Raw genomic sequence first — 15,742 nt, 5'->3', positions numbered from 1 at the left:
TCAGTCGACGTTGAAGTCGATGCCTTGCGCGAGCGGCAATGCCGACGAGTAGTTCACCGTGTTGGTGGCGCGGCGCATGTAGGCTTTCCATGCGTCCGAGCCCGATTCGCGGCCGCCGCCGGTTTCCTTTTCGCCACCGAATGCGCCGCCGATCTCCGCCCCGCTCGGGCCGATGTTCACGTTCGCAATGCCGCAATCGCTGCCGGAGTCGGACACGAAGCGCTCCGCTTCGCGCAGATCGGTCGTGAACACGCACGACGAAAGACCGTGCGACGCGGCGTTGTTCGCGGCGAGCGCGTCGTCGAAAGTGCTGTACTTCATCACGTAGAGAATCGGCGCGAAGGTTTCCGTCAGCATGATCGGCGTTTGCGACGGCATCTCTACGATGGCCGGCCGCACATAGAAGCCCGCTTCGCAACCCGGCACCGTATGACGCTCGCCGCCGGTGACCGTGCCGCCCTCGGTCTTCGCCTTGGCGAGCGCGGCCTGCATGCGCTCGAAGGCCTGCGCGTCGATCAGCGGACCCATCAAGGTGCCGGTGCTCAGCGGATTGCCGATCGACACCTTGCCGTAAAGCGTTTTGAGCCGTTCGACGGTGGTTTCGTACACGCTCTCATGCACGAACAGTCGGCGCAATGACGTGCAGCGCTGACCGGCCGTACCGACCGCCGAGAACAGGATGCCGCGCAGCGCGAGTTCGCTGTCCGCCGTACCGGTCACGATGCCGGCATTGTTGCCGCCGAGTTCGAGGATCGAGCGGCCGAAACGCTTCGCCACTTCGATACCGACCGCGCGGCCCATTTCCGTGCTGCCCGTCGCGCTGACGACCGACGAACGCGGATCGGCCACCAGTTGCGCGCCGACATCGCGCAGACCGTTGATGACCGCGGTCAGGCCCTTCGGTGCGTCGCCGAATTCAGCCAGCGCTTCTTCGAGAATCTGGTTGACCGCGAGCGCGGTGAGCGGCGCCTTTTCCGAGGGCTTCCAGATCACGGCGTTGCCGCACACGAGTGCGAGCGCCGCATTCCACGACCACACCGCCGCCGGGAAATTGAATGCCGAAATCACCGTGCAGACGCCCATCGGGTGCCACGATTCGGCCATCCGATGTCCCGGACGCTCCGACGCGATCGTCAGGCCGTACAGTTGACGTGACAGACCGACCGCGAAATCGCAGATGTCGATCATTTCCTGAACTTCGCCCATCCCTTCCTGCAGGATCTTGCCGGTTTCCAGCGTAATGATGCGGCCGAGCGCTTCCTTCTTTGCACGCAGCCGGTTACCGAGCAGACGCACGAGTTCGCCGCGACGCGGTGCCGGGACGTTGCGCCACGCCACGTAGGCCGATTGCGCGGCGCTCAGCGCGGCGTCGACTTCGACGGCGGTCTGGCTCTTCACACGGCCGACGACCGCGCCGTCAATCGGCGAGCGGACGACGATGTCGCCGTCCTCGGCGAGATGTGCAATACCCAGTTCGGCAAGAATGCTCGAAGCGTTCAAAATGGTCTCTCCTGATTGATGCAAGTTGATGCAAGCGATTGTGCGAGTACGAAACGCCCGGCTCAAGCGAGTTAAAAGCACGACTTGATGCGTTCAATGCATCAAGCGCGGCGTCTCTACGTGGGGTGGGTCAGGCGTGGGCCGGCTGACGCAGCGCGCGTTGCAGCAACTGCGCGATATGCAACGCGCCGCGCTGCGCGCCGTGTTCGATCTGTTCGCGACAGCTGAAGCCGTTGGTGACGATCAGTGTCTCCGGCGCGGCTGCGCGCACGAGCGGGAACAGCTTGTCCTCGCCGATCTTCATCGACAGATCGTAATGATCGGCGTTGAAACCGAACGAGCCGGCCATTCCGCAGCAGCCTGTGTCGAGCAGTGTCCAGCGCACGCCAATCCGCTCCAGCAGCGCCGTTTCGCGCTTCATGCCGAACAGCGCCTTCTGATGGCAATGGCCGTGCAGCAGCACGTCCGCATCGAGCGTCGGCCACGCGAAATCCGCCTGCGCGACGAAGTCGGAAAACATCGAGGTCTGCTGCGATAGTTGCCGGGCGAGCGGTTCATCGGGCAACTGCTTCAGCAATTCGTCCTTGAATACCGAGAGGCAGCCCGGCTCCAGTCCGACGAACGGCGTGCCCGCGCGAATCTCGTCGGCGAACTCGTCGAGCACGTCTTGCAACAACGCGCGTGCCTCGTCCAGCAGGCCGAAGTCGTACAGCGGACGGCCGCAGCACAGACGCTTCTTCGGCAGCACCACGTCATAGCCGAGCGCGCCGAGCACGTCGGTGGCCGCGTGCGCGATGTCCGGCGTGAAATGATCGTTGAAGGTATCGACCCACAGGATCACCTTGCCGCGCGACGCCGCCGGACCCGTGGCATGTGCAACCGCACGCCCGCCGCGCAACGCGTCGGCCCGGAAGGTGCGCGACGCGAACACCGGCAGCGCGCGACGCGGTGCAACACCGGCCAGCCACTTGCCGAACGGCGCGAGCGGCCTGAACGAGGTGGCGAAATTGACGAGCCACGGCGCGCGTGCCGCGAGCGGCGCCCAGTGGCCGATGCGGCCCATGAACCACGCCTGGCGCGGACGCGCATTGCGTTCGTAGTAATGCGAGAGGAATTCCGCCTTGTACGACGCCATATCCGTATGCGTCGGACAATCGCTCTTGCAGCCTTTGCACGCGAGGCAGGTGTCGAGCGCCTCCTTCACTTCCTTGCTGTTCCAGCCGTCCTGAATGACCTCGCCCTGCAGCATTTCCCAGAACAGATGAGCGCGGCCGCGCGTCGATTGCCGCTCTTCGCGGCTGCCGCGAAAACTCGGGCACATCGTGCCGCCGTCCAGCGAACGGCATTTGCCCATGCCGATGCAGCGTTCCACCGCGCGTTGCATGCCGTCGCCTTCGCGGCTCTGGAAAGCGAGCTTCGTGTGCAACTGCACCGGCTTGTACGCCGGTCCCATGCGTAGGTTTTCGTCGGCGCGATAGGCGTGCACGACCTTGCCGGGATTCAGCCGGTTGGCCGGGTCCCAGATCGCCTTGAACTGCTCCATGGCCGCCAGAATGTCGGCGCTATACATGATGGGCAGAAATTCCGCCTTGGCCTGACCGTCGCCGTGTTCGCCGGACAGCGAGCCGCCGAATTCGACCACCAGTTCGGCCGCCTCGCGCAGGAACCTGCGCCATACGGTGACGCCTTCGGCACTGCGCAGATCGAAGGTGATCCGCGCGTGCACGCAGCCGTCGCCAAAGTGTCCATAGAGGCTCGTTTCATAGCCGTAGCGGTCCACGAGTGCCTGGAAGCGGCGCAGATAGTCGCCGAGGCGCAGCGGGTCGACCGCCGCGTCTTCCCAGCCGATGACGGGGTCCGGTTTCGACGGATCGATCGAGAGCGCCACGGCGGAGGCGCCGGTTTCGCGGATCGACCAGATCTGCTGCTGCTTCGCTTTCTGATCGACCACGAAGCCGCTGATGTTCGCGCCGGCTTCGCCCGACAGGAAAAACGCCCGCGCGGAGTCGGCCTGCGCCCGCGCGTCGTCGAGCGTCTCGGCGCCGAATTCCAGCACGACCCACGCGTCGCCCTCGGGCAGCAACGCGATCTCCTCGGCCTTCAGACCGCGCGCCTGCAAGCCGCGAATGATCGCCCGGTCCAGACCTTCGATTGCAATCGGCCCGAAGCGCTCGAAATGCGCGACGCCGTCGGCCGCCACGAAAATATCCGTGAAGCCGAGCACGAGAATCACCCGCTGCGCCGGACTGTGCACGAGGCGCACCTTGGCCTGCAGCGTCACTGCACACGTGCCTTCGGTGCCGACGAGGGCGCGCGCCACGTTAAAGCCGTTCTCCGGCAGCAACTGGTCGAGATTGAAACCCGACACGCGGCGGCGAATCTGCGGGAATTCGCGGCGAATCGCGTCGCCGTAGCGGTCGCGCAGATCGCGCAACTGCCGATAGATCTCGCCCTGCCGGCCGCCCGCGCCGATGATCCGGTCGAGTTCGTCGGCGGACGTCGGGCCGACCCAGAAACGTGCGCCGTCATAGGTCGCGACTTCCAGCGCCTCGACGTTTTCAGCGGTTTTGCCGGCCATCACCGAATGCGCGCCGCACGAGTTGTTGGCGATCATGCCGCCGAGCGTGCAGCGGCTATGCGTGGCCGGATCGGGACCGAACGTGAGACCGTACGCCGCCGCGGCGTCGCGCAAGGTATCGCAGATGACGCCGGGCTCGACCACGGCCGTGCGCGCCTGCGCGTCGATCGACACCACGCGGTTCACGTATTTGCTCGCGTCCGCCACCACCGCGACGTTCACGCACTGACCGTTCTGCGACGTGCCGCCGCCGCGCGTCAGAAACGGCACGTCGTGCTGGCGGCACACGTCGAGCGCTTTCGCGAGATCGTCGACGTCCTTCGGCACGACCACGCCGAGCGGCACCTGCCGGTAGTTCGACGCGTCCGACGCGTACAGCGCCTTCGCGCTCGCGTCGAAGCGGACTTCGCCTGACAGCGCCGCAGTGAGCGCGCTTTCCAGACGTTGCAACAAGGCGGGAGCGGCCGCGTACGGTGTGGCGGTTTTCACGGCTCAGTTCGTGGCGACGGCGGTGTCGGAGGCGGCGGCGTTCGCGGTCATCTTGAAGATTCCTTGTGCGTTGCCCGCGTCGAAGCGCAGGTCGGTGGTCCAGCGGCGCGTGGCCTTATCGTACTCGCGGTGACGCGTGATGAACTCGTAGAACGAGCCCGGCACCTGGCGCGTGACCGTGTCGCCGTTTGCCGTGCGGAACCGGCGCGCGACCATGTCCGCGCGATACGCGGTCTGAAACACGCGATTCGAACGCGAGCGCTCGACCTCCGGCTTCATCGGCCGGCCCTTCGCCTTTTCGCTTTCCGACAGCGCGAAGACGTCGGCGACGCGGTCGGTCGCGTGGTTGAACGCATTGCCTTCGGTCGCGATCCACGCCATTTCGGCGGACTCGGCGAGCAGCACTTCATAGTCGGCTTCGGTGGGCAGGTCGTGCTGACGGTCGAACGCACCGACGATCACCGGCAGCAACGCCTGTGCCGCGTCGAGCGGCAGCGCGCCGTCGCGCTCGAGTTCCCACAATTGCGATGCCGCGAGCGGCGTCAGCGGGTCTTTCGAGGTCGAGACCACGTTCGTCACGGCCTGCTGGAAGGCGTCGGAGAAACGCTCCGGATACAACTCGCTGAGAAAGAACTGCGCGATTTCGTCGGGCGCATCTTCATGCGCATAGGCACGTCCCACCATTTTCAGGCGGTCGAGCGGATAGCGGCCGTTCTGACGGAAACCGAGCGGACGCAGAATCCGCGTGAAGGCGGCCTCGCCGGCGGGCAAGGCGCCGTTCTCGTGCCAGCGCACGGTGCGCAGCGCGCCGTGGTCGAAATACACCGAGCCGCCCTTGCCGACCGTTTCGTCGGTGTAGGTTCGGCCATTCGCCGAGCGCCCGAGCAGCCCTTCGAATAGCGCCATGTTCATGGCCTGGGCGAGTTCGGCGCGCGTGACCTGACCCGGCTCGAAATCCGCGAGGATCGACGGCATGTTCAGGGTCTTGAAGAGGAAGTCGGTTTTATCACTACCGAGAAGCCGTTCGAGCAAGGCTTCGATATTCGGGTTGCGGATCATCGTGGTCGGGACGGGTCGTGGACGGAAGAAATCTCAAGATCAGGATTTTTTTCTTCCTTGCGACGCGCGTAAAGCGAGATTAAATTGTTACTTGATGAGTCTTTGGAATCACCATGCGTAAATTCAAAATCCCGAGCATGGGTGCGCTGCTCGCCTTCGAAGCGGCGGCGCGGCACGAAAGCTTTACGCACGCAGCCAAAGAACTGTTTCTGACGGAGAGCGCGATCTCCCGTCAGATCGCCACGCTGGAGGCCAATCTGGGGGTGCGTCTGTTCGTTCGCGCGAAGCAGCGCGTCGTGCTGACGCGTGCCGGGCGCATTTACGGCACGCAGGTGAGGCGTTCGCTCGAAACGCTCGATCGTGAAACGCTGTCGATCATCGCGCACGGCAGCGGCGGTGGATATCTCGAACTGGCGGTGCTGCCCACTTTCGCCTCGCAGTGGCTGATTCCGCGTATCGGCGATTTTTACGGCCGCTCGCCGGACGTGCGCGTCAATATGGGCGTGCGCACCGAAACGTTTTCCTTCGCCGAGTCGCACTTCGAAGCGGCCATCCATTACGGCAAACCCACGTGGCCGGGCACCTCGGCAGATTATCTGTTCGGCGAGGAAGTGGTGCCGGTGTGCGCGGCGTCGCTGCTGGAGCGTCCTGTCAGGCAGGCTCACGAACTGCTCGCCTATCCGCTGCTCCATTCCACGACCCGGCCCGACGGCTGGACAGAATGGTTCGCCGCGCTCGGCGTGGAAGACGCCAGCACCATGCACGGCGTACGCTACGAACTTCACACCATGGCAATCAGTGCGGCCGCAGCGGGACTCGGCGTGGCGCTGGTGCCGAAGTTCTTCGTCAGCAACCAGATGCAGCAACTCGGACTCGTGGTGCCCTTCGAGGCGTCGACGCGGATCGACTCGGCGTATTACCTCGTCTATCCCACCGAACTGAGCCACGGCAAGCCGCTCGAACAGTTCCGCACGTGGCTGCTGGAACAGGCCGCGCAGTATGCGGCCGAAGGCAGTCTCGATAGCCGCGCCGGCGATCAGGCCTAGCGCGAAGCACCCCTCCTCATCACCCTGCCGCCGCACTGCTTCGTGCGGTCCGGCACGCCACGTCCTCTATGTTCTCCTGCCGCGCGCGATGTCCGGGCGCGTACGACATGAGTAAAAAGCATCATGTCGTGATTTTATCTCGCTTGGTCCGTGAAGCGGATCGCCCGATCATGAACGTACACCCCGCGCTGCCCGCATAGGGCGACGCGCACAAGGTCGACAGTCATCACGCGGCGCCAGGCAGCTTGCACGCAATGCGCACAGCACCGCTTCCCACTTCTCGCAGACATCGGAACCTCATAGTGGCAAACGATCAAAAGAAACCGTCTGGCGCTTCACGCCGCGACTTCATCCGTCTGGGCGTGGCTGGCGCTGCCGGCATCGCGATGCCGGCGATCTGGACGTCGGCCAAGGCAGCCAGCAAGCGTCTCGTGGTGCGCGACTCGGGCGGCGTCTATTCGGACGTCTATTCGAAGATTCTCTACAAGCCGTTTCTTCAGGCTACCGGCATCGAAGTGATGGGCGTGGCCTCGGGAGCCGAGCCGACCGCACAGATCAAGAGCATCGTGGACGCGGGCGCGAAGACGTGGGACATGGCCGAACTGAGCTTCCCGGCGGTCTATCTGCTCTCGCGCAACGGCAGCAACTATCTGGAGCCGGTCAATCTCGACGGCAACGCGACGGTCGCAAAGATTCCCGCGCAATTCAAGGACAAGTTCGCCATCGGTCACAACGTCTACACCACGGTCATGACCTATCGGACGGACATGATCAAGGGCGGCAAGGCGCCGTCGTCGTGGGCCGATCTGTGGGACGTGAAAAACTTCCCCGGCCGTCGCGCGCTGCGCAAGTTCCCGTTCGACACCGTCGAAGAAGCGCTGATGGCCGCCGGCACGCCGACGTCCGTCGTCTATCCGTGCGACCTCGACAAGGCGTTCAAAAGCCTGGACGCCGTCAAGCCGCACATCGACATCTGGTGGACGACCGGCGCGCAAGCCGAACAGATTCTGCGCTCGGGCGAAGTGGCGATGGCGTCGACGTGGCTCGCGCGCGTGCTGCCCGCCATCGACGCCGGCGCCCCGCTCGCGATTTCGTGGAGCGGCCACATCTATGGTCCGCAGGGCTTCGGCATCCTGAAAGGCGGCGACAACGTGGACGCGTGCCGTCAGTTCGTCGCATTCTGCGCCGACCCGAAGCGCCAGGCGGAAGTGGCGAGCGCGCTCGCGGTGGGGCCGTCGCATCCGGACGCTTTCCAGTTTATCGATCCGAAGCGCGCGAAGAATCTGCCCACCTTCCCCGCCAATCTGAGCCGTGGCGTACGCATCGAGCCGACTTACTGGCCGGCGCATCAGGACGCGGCGATCGAGCGCTTCAACGACTGGGTTCTGCGCTGATTTCCGCGCCCATCGCGGTGTTTTCCAGGCTTGCCGCGCTTTGCCGGAACGGTCCTTTATGAGTCTGCTCTACTCGTCCACGCGCGGCTTCGCGAACGTCGCCGACTATCGCGAAGCCGCGCGGCGGCGTCTGCCGAGAATTGCGTTCGACTATCTCGACGGCGGCGCAGAAGACGGCCGCACGCTCGAACGCAATCGCTCCGCGTTCGCCGAGATTCACTTCGCGCCGCGCGCGATGGTGGATGTGTCGCACGTGTCGGCGGCGGCCGACCTGTCCGGTTACGCGTCGGCCGCACCGATGGTGGTCGGCCCGACCGGACTGAACGGCTTCTTCTGGCCGAAGGCCGACGAAATGCTCGCGCGCGGTGCCGCGGCGCGCGGCGTGCCGTTCGCCTTGTCGAGCGCGTCCACGTCCCTGCTCGAAGACGTGCGCGCTGCCGTGCCCGAGGGCGAATTGTGGATGCAGCTCTACGTGCAGCGCGACCGGCGCATCACCGAAAGCATCATGCGGCGCGCGTCCGAGGCCGGCTACACGACGCTGCTCGTGACCGTCGACACGCCCGTGCACGGCAAGCGGGATCACGACATCCACAACAACTACCGCCTGCCCTTGCCGGTCACGCCGAAGCTGATCGCCGATCTGCTGACGCATCCGCACTGGGCGCTGCAGATGGCGCGTCAGGGCACGCCTCAACTGGTCAATCTGGCGAAGAGTCTCGGCGAAGCGCCGGACCTGCAACGTCAGGCTGCCGCGCTTGCACGGCAGATGGACCTCTCGCTTGCGTGGTCCGATATCGCCTGGTTGCGCAAACACTGGCACGGTCCGGTGCTCATCAAGGGCGTGCTCAGTGTCGACGACGCGCTTCTCGCGCAACGCCACGGCGCCGACGGCATCGTGCTGAGCAACCACGGCGGCCGTCAGCTGGAAGGCGCGCATGCGCCCATCGAAGTCCTGCCGGCCGTCGTCGACGCAGTCGGCCGGTCGCTCGACGTGTATCTGGACTCCGGCGTGCGGCGCGGCGCGGATATCGTCAAGGCGGTCGCGCTCGGCGCGCGCGGCGTGCTGCTCGGCCGCGCGCCCCTGTATGGCGTGGCGGCGCGCGGTCAGGCCGGTGTCCATCACGTGTTGCGGCTGTTGCTGGATGAAATCGTCACGACCATGACGCTGCTCGGTAGCTGCGATCTCGCCACGCTGCCGCAACGGATCGCCGGCACGCGGCCCGGCACGGCGCGCAATGCCGGCACGCCGGTCGACGCAGTGCCGGCCGTCGGCTCCGAACCAACCCTTACCGCCCGTCCCGGGTTCGTCCATTCATGAATCTCATCGAAGCCCTGCGCGACATCGTCGGCCCCGCCGGACTCATCGACCTCGCCGATGCCGAGCCCTTGCTCACCGACTGGCGCGGCCGCTACCACGGCAAGGCGCGCGCGATCGTTCGCCCGGCCAGCACGGCGCAGGTGGCCGGCGTGCTCGCGCTGTGCGCCGAACACGATATCCCTGTCGTGCCGCAAGGCGGCAACACAGGACTCGTTGGCGGCGCGACGCCTTCGGAAGACGGCACGGCCGTCGTGCTGTGTCTCACGCGCATGAACGGCGTGCGCAAAGTCGATACCGGCAACGACACCGTCACCGTCGAAGCAGGCTGCACCTTGCAGCAGATTCAGGAACTGGCGGCATCGGTCGATCGTCTGTTTCCGCTCTCGCTGGCGAGCGAAGGCTCGTGCCAGATCGGCGGCAACATCTCGACGAATGCGGGCGGCACCGCCGTGCTGCGCTACGGCAACATGCGCGCGCTGGTGCTCGGAATCGAAGCGGTGTTGCCGGATGGCCGCGTGTGGAACGGTCTGCGTGGTCTGCGAAAAGACAACACCGGCTACGACCTCAAACAATTGTTCATTGGCGCGGAAGGCACGCTCGGCGTGATCACGGCCGCGGTGCTCAAGCTGTTTCCGGCGCTGCGTTCGCATGCGACGGCATGGGTCGCGCTCGATTCCGCCGACGCCGCGATTACGTTGCTGTCGCGCTGCCGCGCGGTGTGCGGCGACGCGCTGACGTCGTTCGAACTGATGTCGCGCAGTCAGCTGGACGTCGTGTACCAGGAAGTGCCCGATACGCGCGATCCGCTCGACGGCGCCACGCCGTGGGTGCTGCTGATCGAACTCGCCGATCCGTCGCATTCGGCGCCGCTGCAGACCATGCTCGAAAACGTGATCGGCGCCGCGCTCGAAGACGGTCTCGCACTCGATGCCGCCTTGCCGTCGAGCGAGTCGCAGGCCGCGGCGCTGTGGCATATCCGCCATATCGTCTCGGAAGCGAACGTGCGTTTCGGCCATAGCGTGACGCAAGATATCTCGCTGCCGATTTCGCAGATTCCGCAGTGCCTCGCGCAAACCGAAGCGAGGCTGCTCTCGGCCGGTCTGGTCGACGGTGCGCGGTTTCTCTATGTCGGGCACGTCGGTGACGGCAACATCCATTCGATCGTGCTGTTCCCGCACGACGTCTGGGCGAAGGTCGATGACCGCGAGGCGCGCATCGAAGCGATCGGCAAGATCGTCAACGACACCACGGTTGAATTCGGCGGCAGCATCACCGCGGAACACGGCATCGGTCGCGCGCATCGCGCCGAACTCGCGCACTACCGGCGCGGCGTCGAACTCGACATGATGCGCGCCGTGAAGCAGGCGCTCGACCCGAAAGGCCGGATGAATCCCGGCAAGCTGCTGTAAGCGGCGGCGCTGCGCGCTTCGTTTGCACTCTGCTGGCCTTTCATTCTGGCCAGCACTCTCTACAGGACTTTTTCGATGGCTCTCGACCATTCCGCCCTCACGGGCATGTTCCCGGCGTTTCCCACTCCCTTCGACGCAAACGGACGCGTCGATGTCGAACGGTTGCGCGTGCTCGTCGAGTCGCTGATCGCCGACGGTGCGTCCGGACTCGTGCCGGTCGGCGGCACGGGTGAATACACGGCGTTGTCGCCGGTCGAACGTACCCTCGTGGTGCGGACCACCGTCGAAGCTGCGCGTGGCCGCGTGCCGGTGGTCGCGGGTGTGGTCTCGCCCGGCTATGCCGAAGCGCTCGACACCGGCAAGGCTTTCGTGGATGCCGGCGCCGACGGCCTGCTGCTCGTCACGCCGTTCTACGTCACGCCGACCGACGCCGGCCTGCGCGCCTATTTCGAGCGTTATCGCAAGGAAGCGGGCGCACCGCTGCTGCTCTACGACATCCCCGCGCGCACGCGTTACGCGACGCCGCCCGCCGTGATTGCCGCGATGGCGAAGGACGACGGCACGATCATCGGCATGAAAGCCTGCAGCGCCGATCTCACTGCATTCGCGCGCACGGTCGAACTGACCGGTGAGCATTTTGCGGCGATGAGCGGTGACGATCTGCTTTACGTGCAACACATTCTGCTCGGCGGCACGGGCGGCATTCTGACTTCCGCGAGCCTGCTGCCGAAAGCGTGGGCGCGCATTCACGCCAGTGCGACAGCCGGCGATGCGGCGCAGGCCGTGCGCGACCATCGACTGCTCGCGCCCCTGCTCGATGCCCTGTTCAGCGAAACCAATCCGGGACCGGCGAAGAAAGCGTTCGAACTGATCGGCGCGAAACTTGGTCCGGTGCGTCTGCCGCTGCTCGAACCGATGCCGGCCACCGTCGAGCGTGTCGCGGCGGCGCTGAAGCAGTTGCCGGACGGCTGGATCTGAGCCTCGCTTTCTGCCGGATGATGCATTGCGCTGACCGCCGCGCGATGCACGCGCCGCTCACCCGCCGTTCACGCAGACTGGCTCTCGCTATCGAACGCCTGGCGGGCCATGGTGACCGCCGCGTGGTTGCTTTCGGCCCATTTGATCAGCACATGGAGCGCGTCGAACATGGAATGACCGAGTTCCGTCAGACTATATTCGACGCCCGGCGGCTTGGTCGGAAATACCCGGCGATTGACGTATCCGTCGCGTTGCAATTCCTGGAGCGTCTGCGTCAGCATGCGCTGCGAGATGTCGGGCACGAGGCGGCGAAGTTCGCCGAACCGGTACGGCTGCTCCGCCAGCGCGGTCATGAGCAAGGAACTCCACCTTCCGCTGATGACGTCGATCACGTCGCGCACCGGGCAGTTGATAAACGCGCCATATTTGCTCTTGGCCTCTTCGAGCTTGGCGCCGAACGCGCTCGCTGTGGCCTGGGTGGTTCCCATCGGGTAACTATCTCCTGAAAAACTGCCTTCTTTACGAAGGGTCGCGAAGGCCTGATGATCGAGTCACTCTCAATTTGAGAGTAACACTCGGAATGAGGCTTGTGTATGAACGACAGAATTCTCGTGACCGGCGCAGCCGGCCAACTCGGTCGACTCGTCATCAAACATCTGCTCGCGCGCGGCGTCGCGCATGAGCGCATCGTGGCCGGCAGCCGCAGTCCCGGAAAGCTGGACGACCTCGCCGCCGCGGGTGTCGAGGTGCGCAAAGTGGACTTCGACGACTCGCCCGGCCTGAGCGACGCGTTCAAGGGCATCGGCACCGTGCTGATCGTTTCGACGGACGCGCTGGACGGAGCCGACCGGCGGCTGAACCAGCATCGCAACGCCGTCGCGGCCGCTGCTGCTGCCGGCGTCGGACGGATTGCGTACACGTCGCTGCCGAATCCGGAAAGTTCGCTGCTGAGTTTCGCGCCGGACCATCTCGGCACCGAGCAGGCCATCAAGGCCACCGGCCTGCCCTATGCGATCTTCCGCAACAGCTGGTATCACGAGAACCTGCTGCGCGTGCTGCCCGACGCGCTGAAGCGCGGTCAATGGTATTCGTCGGCCAGAGGCGGGAGAACGTCTTATGTCGGACGCGAGGACATTGCCGAAGCGATCGCCGCAGCATTGTCGACGCCGGGCGACGCGAGCCAGATTTACACGCTGACGGGTTCGGAGGCGCTATCCAATGCCGCGATCGCCGAACTCGCCTATGAGGCGACCGGCAAAGCGCTGAAGGTTGTTCCCGTGACCGACGGGCAATTCGCCACGGCGCTGCATGACGCGGGCGTGCCGGGCGTGTTCGTCGATGTGCTGGTGTCGGCCGAAGCGGAGACGCGGGCCGGGAATCTGTCCATCGTGACGGATCATGTCGAATTCCTGACCGGCCACGCGCCGAAGCCGCTCGGTCAATATCTCAAGGAAATCAGTTCCGTGCTGGTGAAGTGATTCACCGCTGAACCCTGATGACGCTCGGTGAGCCTCGGTGAGGCCGATACTGTGCGCGTCTGACCCAACCCGTCGGCGCGCACTTGACTAGAACGCGCCGCCGCGCGTCTCTTCATCGGGCCGGTAATTGCGGTTAGTTTGATCCGGGTTACGGTTGACCAATGGACGCGCGTAAAGCGGATGACGCAAACTGCGGACTTCGTGTTCGAGCCTGAAGCAATCTGCGCCGCTCACGGGATCGATGAGTCTGTCGAAACGGTATTGGTGCGCTTCCTCGCTGTACGCCAGACCATGCTCGGCCAGCCGCGCGTACGGCGCGGAGAAATTGGCCACGTAAATCTGGATATGATGGCCATCGTATTCGCGAGCCGCGTCGGGTGTTTCAGCGTAGATCAGTTGCTGATGCGTGCCGACCGCGATCACCGCTTGCCGCGAACCGTCGCGCTCCCGGACCGCCACGCTCGCATCCAGCATGTGATGGTAGAACGCTGCGATGGAGTCGGCGCATCCCGTGGGGACGTCGAGTTTCACGTACGCCATGCCGAGGTCGATGCCCGACCACGGCTCGCCCGCCGTCGATGCGCCCGCTTCGAGACAGTCGTAGCGATTGCCCCACGGGCACGTGACTTCGACGAAGTCGTCGTGCTCGATCCATCCAAACAGCGTGTTATCGAGCACCGGTTTTACTGCACGCAGCCGTGCGAGCAGGGACTCGCGCTTACCGACGATCAGACCCACGCGTCCACGCAAACGCTGCGCTTTGCCGTGCGGCAAATGAATTTGCGAGCGGCCGATGTTGATCCACATGTTGTTCACGCCGGTCATGAGATAAGGATCGCGCGTGAGCCCTAGCCCGCTGACATAAAACGCCGTTGCGAGACGCTGGTCCGGTATCGTGAGGTTGACGTGTTCGAGCAGAACCAGATTGCCCGTGTCCTCACGCGTGTAATCAAAATGCGCCATCTGAGTGCCTTGCAGGAGTTCGCGGATTATTCACGGATTGAATGGCGGGAGTTCGAACGGCGCGGTCGAATCACCGGCGGCCCATCGCGCTGTCGATCTCCGGCAATTCGATACGTTTGATATCGCCGAGAATGAAAATGTACGAGGCGGCGCCCAGCAACGCCACCATGCTGATGAACACCAGACCCCAGTAAAACGAGCCGGTCAGCGCAAGGATAGCGCCAATCACGATTGGCGTGACGATCCCGGCGATGTTCGCGGTGAAGTTGAAAATGCCACCCGTGAGGCCCATCAGCCGCTTGGGCGCAATGTCGGGAATGATGGACCAGCCGAGGCCGCCCATGCCTTGCCCGAAAAATGCCACGGACAATACCGCGATCACCGCCACGTCGCTTTTCATATAGATCGCGGCGACGATGCTCGACGAGAGCAGCAGGCCGGCGATGATAGGCAGCTTGCGCGCGAGGTTGATGCGTCCCGTGCGCCGCAGCAGCAGATCGGAGAGCCAGCCGCCGAACAACACGCCCACCGAAGCACCGACGAACGGCAGAACCGCGAAGAATCCCACCTTGAGCCACGTCATGTGGCGCTCGCTCACGAGATACGTGGGGAACCACGTCAGGAAGAAGACCACGGTCGAGTTGCCGGCGAACTGGCCGATCGCCGCGCCCCAGATTTCACGACGGCGCAGCAGGCTTCGCACGTCGTGCCACGAGAACGGCCGCTGCGCATCGGCCGCCGAAGAAAGACCGCCGCCTGCGCCGATGTAATCGCGCTCCGCGTCGTTCATCCGGCGGGATTCGTGAGGCTCGTGATAGCTCAGCCACCAGACGAGCGCAAAGCCGATCCCCACCGCGCCGACGATCACGAACATCGCGCGCCAGCCGAATTCCGCGATGATCCAGAACAGCAGCGGGCTGAACACGGCAAGACCGATGTACTGTCCGACCTGATAGATACTCGTCGCTCGCGCCCGCTCACGCTGCGGAAACCAGTGACCGACGACACGGCTGTTGGCCGAAAAGCACGGCGACTCGGCGACACCCAGCCCCAGACGATAGATGAGCAGCGACACCAGCCCGCCCGACAAGCCGTTGAGGATGATGAAAGTCGACCAGCTCGCGACGGCCAGGAAGTACGTTTTTCGTGCGCCGATGCGGTCGAGCAGCAAGCCGGCGGGAATCTGCGAGAGCGTATAGGTCCACGAGAACGCGGAGAAAACGATGCCCATCACGCCAGCGGATAAACCCAGGTCTTTGCTGAGGCTCGGCGCCGCGATGCCGAGTACGGTGCGGTCCAGATAGTTGATGATGGTGCCGACGGCCAGAAGGGCGAGAATCGTGAACCGGGTGCGGGAGCGGCGAGCCGAGGCGAGCGACACGTCCTCGACCGACGCCAGCGTTGCTTCTGTCTTCATGTTTGTCTCCGAAAGGATGCGGACGTCTTGATGCGTCTTTCACGATGGCGATCAGGCAGGCGCGCGGCGTTCGCCGGTTCGCGACTGACTGGCGCTTGATCTGCCAGGCCGTT

General features: G+C 64.7%; 12 protein-coding genes. 6 read left to right on the top strand and 6 right to left on the bottom strand.

Translation table 11 applies throughout. The features are described from left to right. The 3 genes from amaB to P3T18_RS32735 all read right to left on the bottom strand — a co-directional run bounded on the left by amaB (position 1) and on the right by P3T18_RS32735 (position 5,623). Entirely contained in the window at positions 1–1,500 is a 1,500-nt protein-coding gene (gene amaB / locus P3T18_RS32745; RefSeq protein ID WP_429304119.1) for an L-piperidine-6-carboxylate dehydrogenase, read from the bottom strand. 130 nt (positions 1,501–1,630) lie between these two features. Then, the gene (locus P3T18_RS32740) at positions 1,631–4,567 is read right to left on the bottom strand and encodes an FAD-binding and (Fe-S)-binding domain-containing protein (protein WP_429304118.1); all 2,937 of its coding nucleotides are present in this window, start codon (positions 4,565–4,567) and stop codon (positions 1,631–1,633) included. A gap of 3 nt (positions 4,568–4,570) precedes the next feature. After that, the gene (locus P3T18_RS32735; protein ID WP_429304252.1) at positions 4,571–5,623 is read right to left on the bottom strand and encodes a DUF1338 domain-containing protein; all 1,053 of its coding nucleotides are present in this window, start codon (positions 5,621–5,623) and stop codon (positions 4,571–4,573) included. A 116-nt stretch (positions 5,624–5,739) separates the two neighbouring features. Here P3T18_RS32735 and P3T18_RS32730 point away from each other — a divergent pair, with 116 nt between their 5' ends. From P3T18_RS32730 to dapA, 5 genes are all read left to right on the top strand, one after another. Next, on the top strand, positions 5,740–6,672 hold the full coding sequence (locus P3T18_RS32730) for a LysR substrate-binding domain-containing protein (protein ID WP_429304117.1): 933 nt from the start codon (positions 5,740–5,742) through the stop codon (positions 6,670–6,672). A 302-nt stretch (positions 6,673–6,974) separates the two neighbouring features. Next, on the top strand, positions 6,975–8,066 hold the full coding sequence (locus P3T18_RS32725) for an ABC transporter substrate-binding protein (RefSeq protein WP_429304116.1): 1,092 nt from the start codon (positions 6,975–6,977) through the stop codon (positions 8,064–8,066). Positions 8,067–8,124: 58 nt separating this feature from the next. Beyond that, entirely contained in the window at positions 8,125–9,384 is a 1,260-nt protein-coding gene (locus tag P3T18_RS32720; RefSeq protein WP_429304115.1) for an alpha-hydroxy acid oxidase, read from the top strand. Further along, the gene (locus P3T18_RS32715) at positions 9,381–10,793 is read left to right on the top strand and encodes an FAD-binding oxidoreductase (RefSeq protein ID WP_429304114.1); all 1,413 of its coding nucleotides are present in this window, start codon (positions 9,381–9,383) and stop codon (positions 10,791–10,793) included. Before P3T18_RS32720 ends, P3T18_RS32715 begins: the two co-directional genes overlap by 4 nt. A gap of 75 nt (positions 10,794–10,868) precedes the next feature. Next, positions 10,869–11,771: a 4-hydroxy-tetrahydrodipicolinate synthase gene (gene dapA / locus P3T18_RS32710; RefSeq protein ID WP_429304113.1), complete on the top strand. Its 903-nt coding sequence runs from the start codon at positions 10,869–10,871 to the stop codon at positions 11,769–11,771. 68 nt (positions 11,772–11,839) lie between these two features. Here dapA and P3T18_RS32705 read toward each other — a convergent pair whose 3' ends face one another. Then, positions 11,840–12,259 carry a winged helix-turn-helix transcriptional regulator gene (locus tag P3T18_RS32705; protein ID WP_429304112.1) on the bottom strand — a complete coding sequence of 140 codons (420 nt, stop codon included), beginning with the start codon at positions 12,257–12,259 and terminating at the stop codon, positions 11,840–11,842. 105 nt (positions 12,260–12,364) lie between these two features. Here P3T18_RS32705 and P3T18_RS32700 point away from each other — a divergent pair, with 105 nt between their 5' ends. Beyond that, positions 12,365–13,249, top strand: a complete 885-nt coding sequence (locus P3T18_RS32700) for an NmrA family NAD(P)-binding protein (RefSeq protein ID WP_429304111.1) — start codon at positions 12,365–12,367, stop codon at positions 13,247–13,249. An 87-nt stretch (positions 13,250–13,336) separates the two neighbouring features. On the opposite strand, the gene P3T18_RS32695 is transcribed toward P3T18_RS32700, so the two are convergent. Together P3T18_RS32695 and P3T18_RS32690 are read right to left on the bottom strand one after the other, a co-directional pair. Then, positions 13,337–14,212 carry a VOC family protein gene (locus P3T18_RS32695; RefSeq protein WP_429304110.1) on the bottom strand — a complete coding sequence of 292 codons (876 nt, stop codon included), beginning with the start codon at positions 14,210–14,212 and terminating at the stop codon, positions 13,337–13,339. Positions 14,213–14,282: 70 nt separating this feature from the next. Beyond that, a complete protein-coding gene (locus tag P3T18_RS32690) occupies positions 14,283–15,629 on the bottom strand; it encodes an MFS transporter (protein ID WP_429304109.1) in 1,347 nt (448 codons plus the stop codon). Positions 15,630–15,742 lie beyond the last annotated feature (113 nt).

Source organism: Paraburkholderia sp. GAS199 (genome assembly GCF_050436585.1).
Classification (GTDB): Bacteria; Pseudomonadota; Gammaproteobacteria; order Burkholderiales; family Burkholderiaceae; genus Paraburkholderia.
This window is presented reverse-complemented; position numbering and strand designations above follow the sequence as displayed.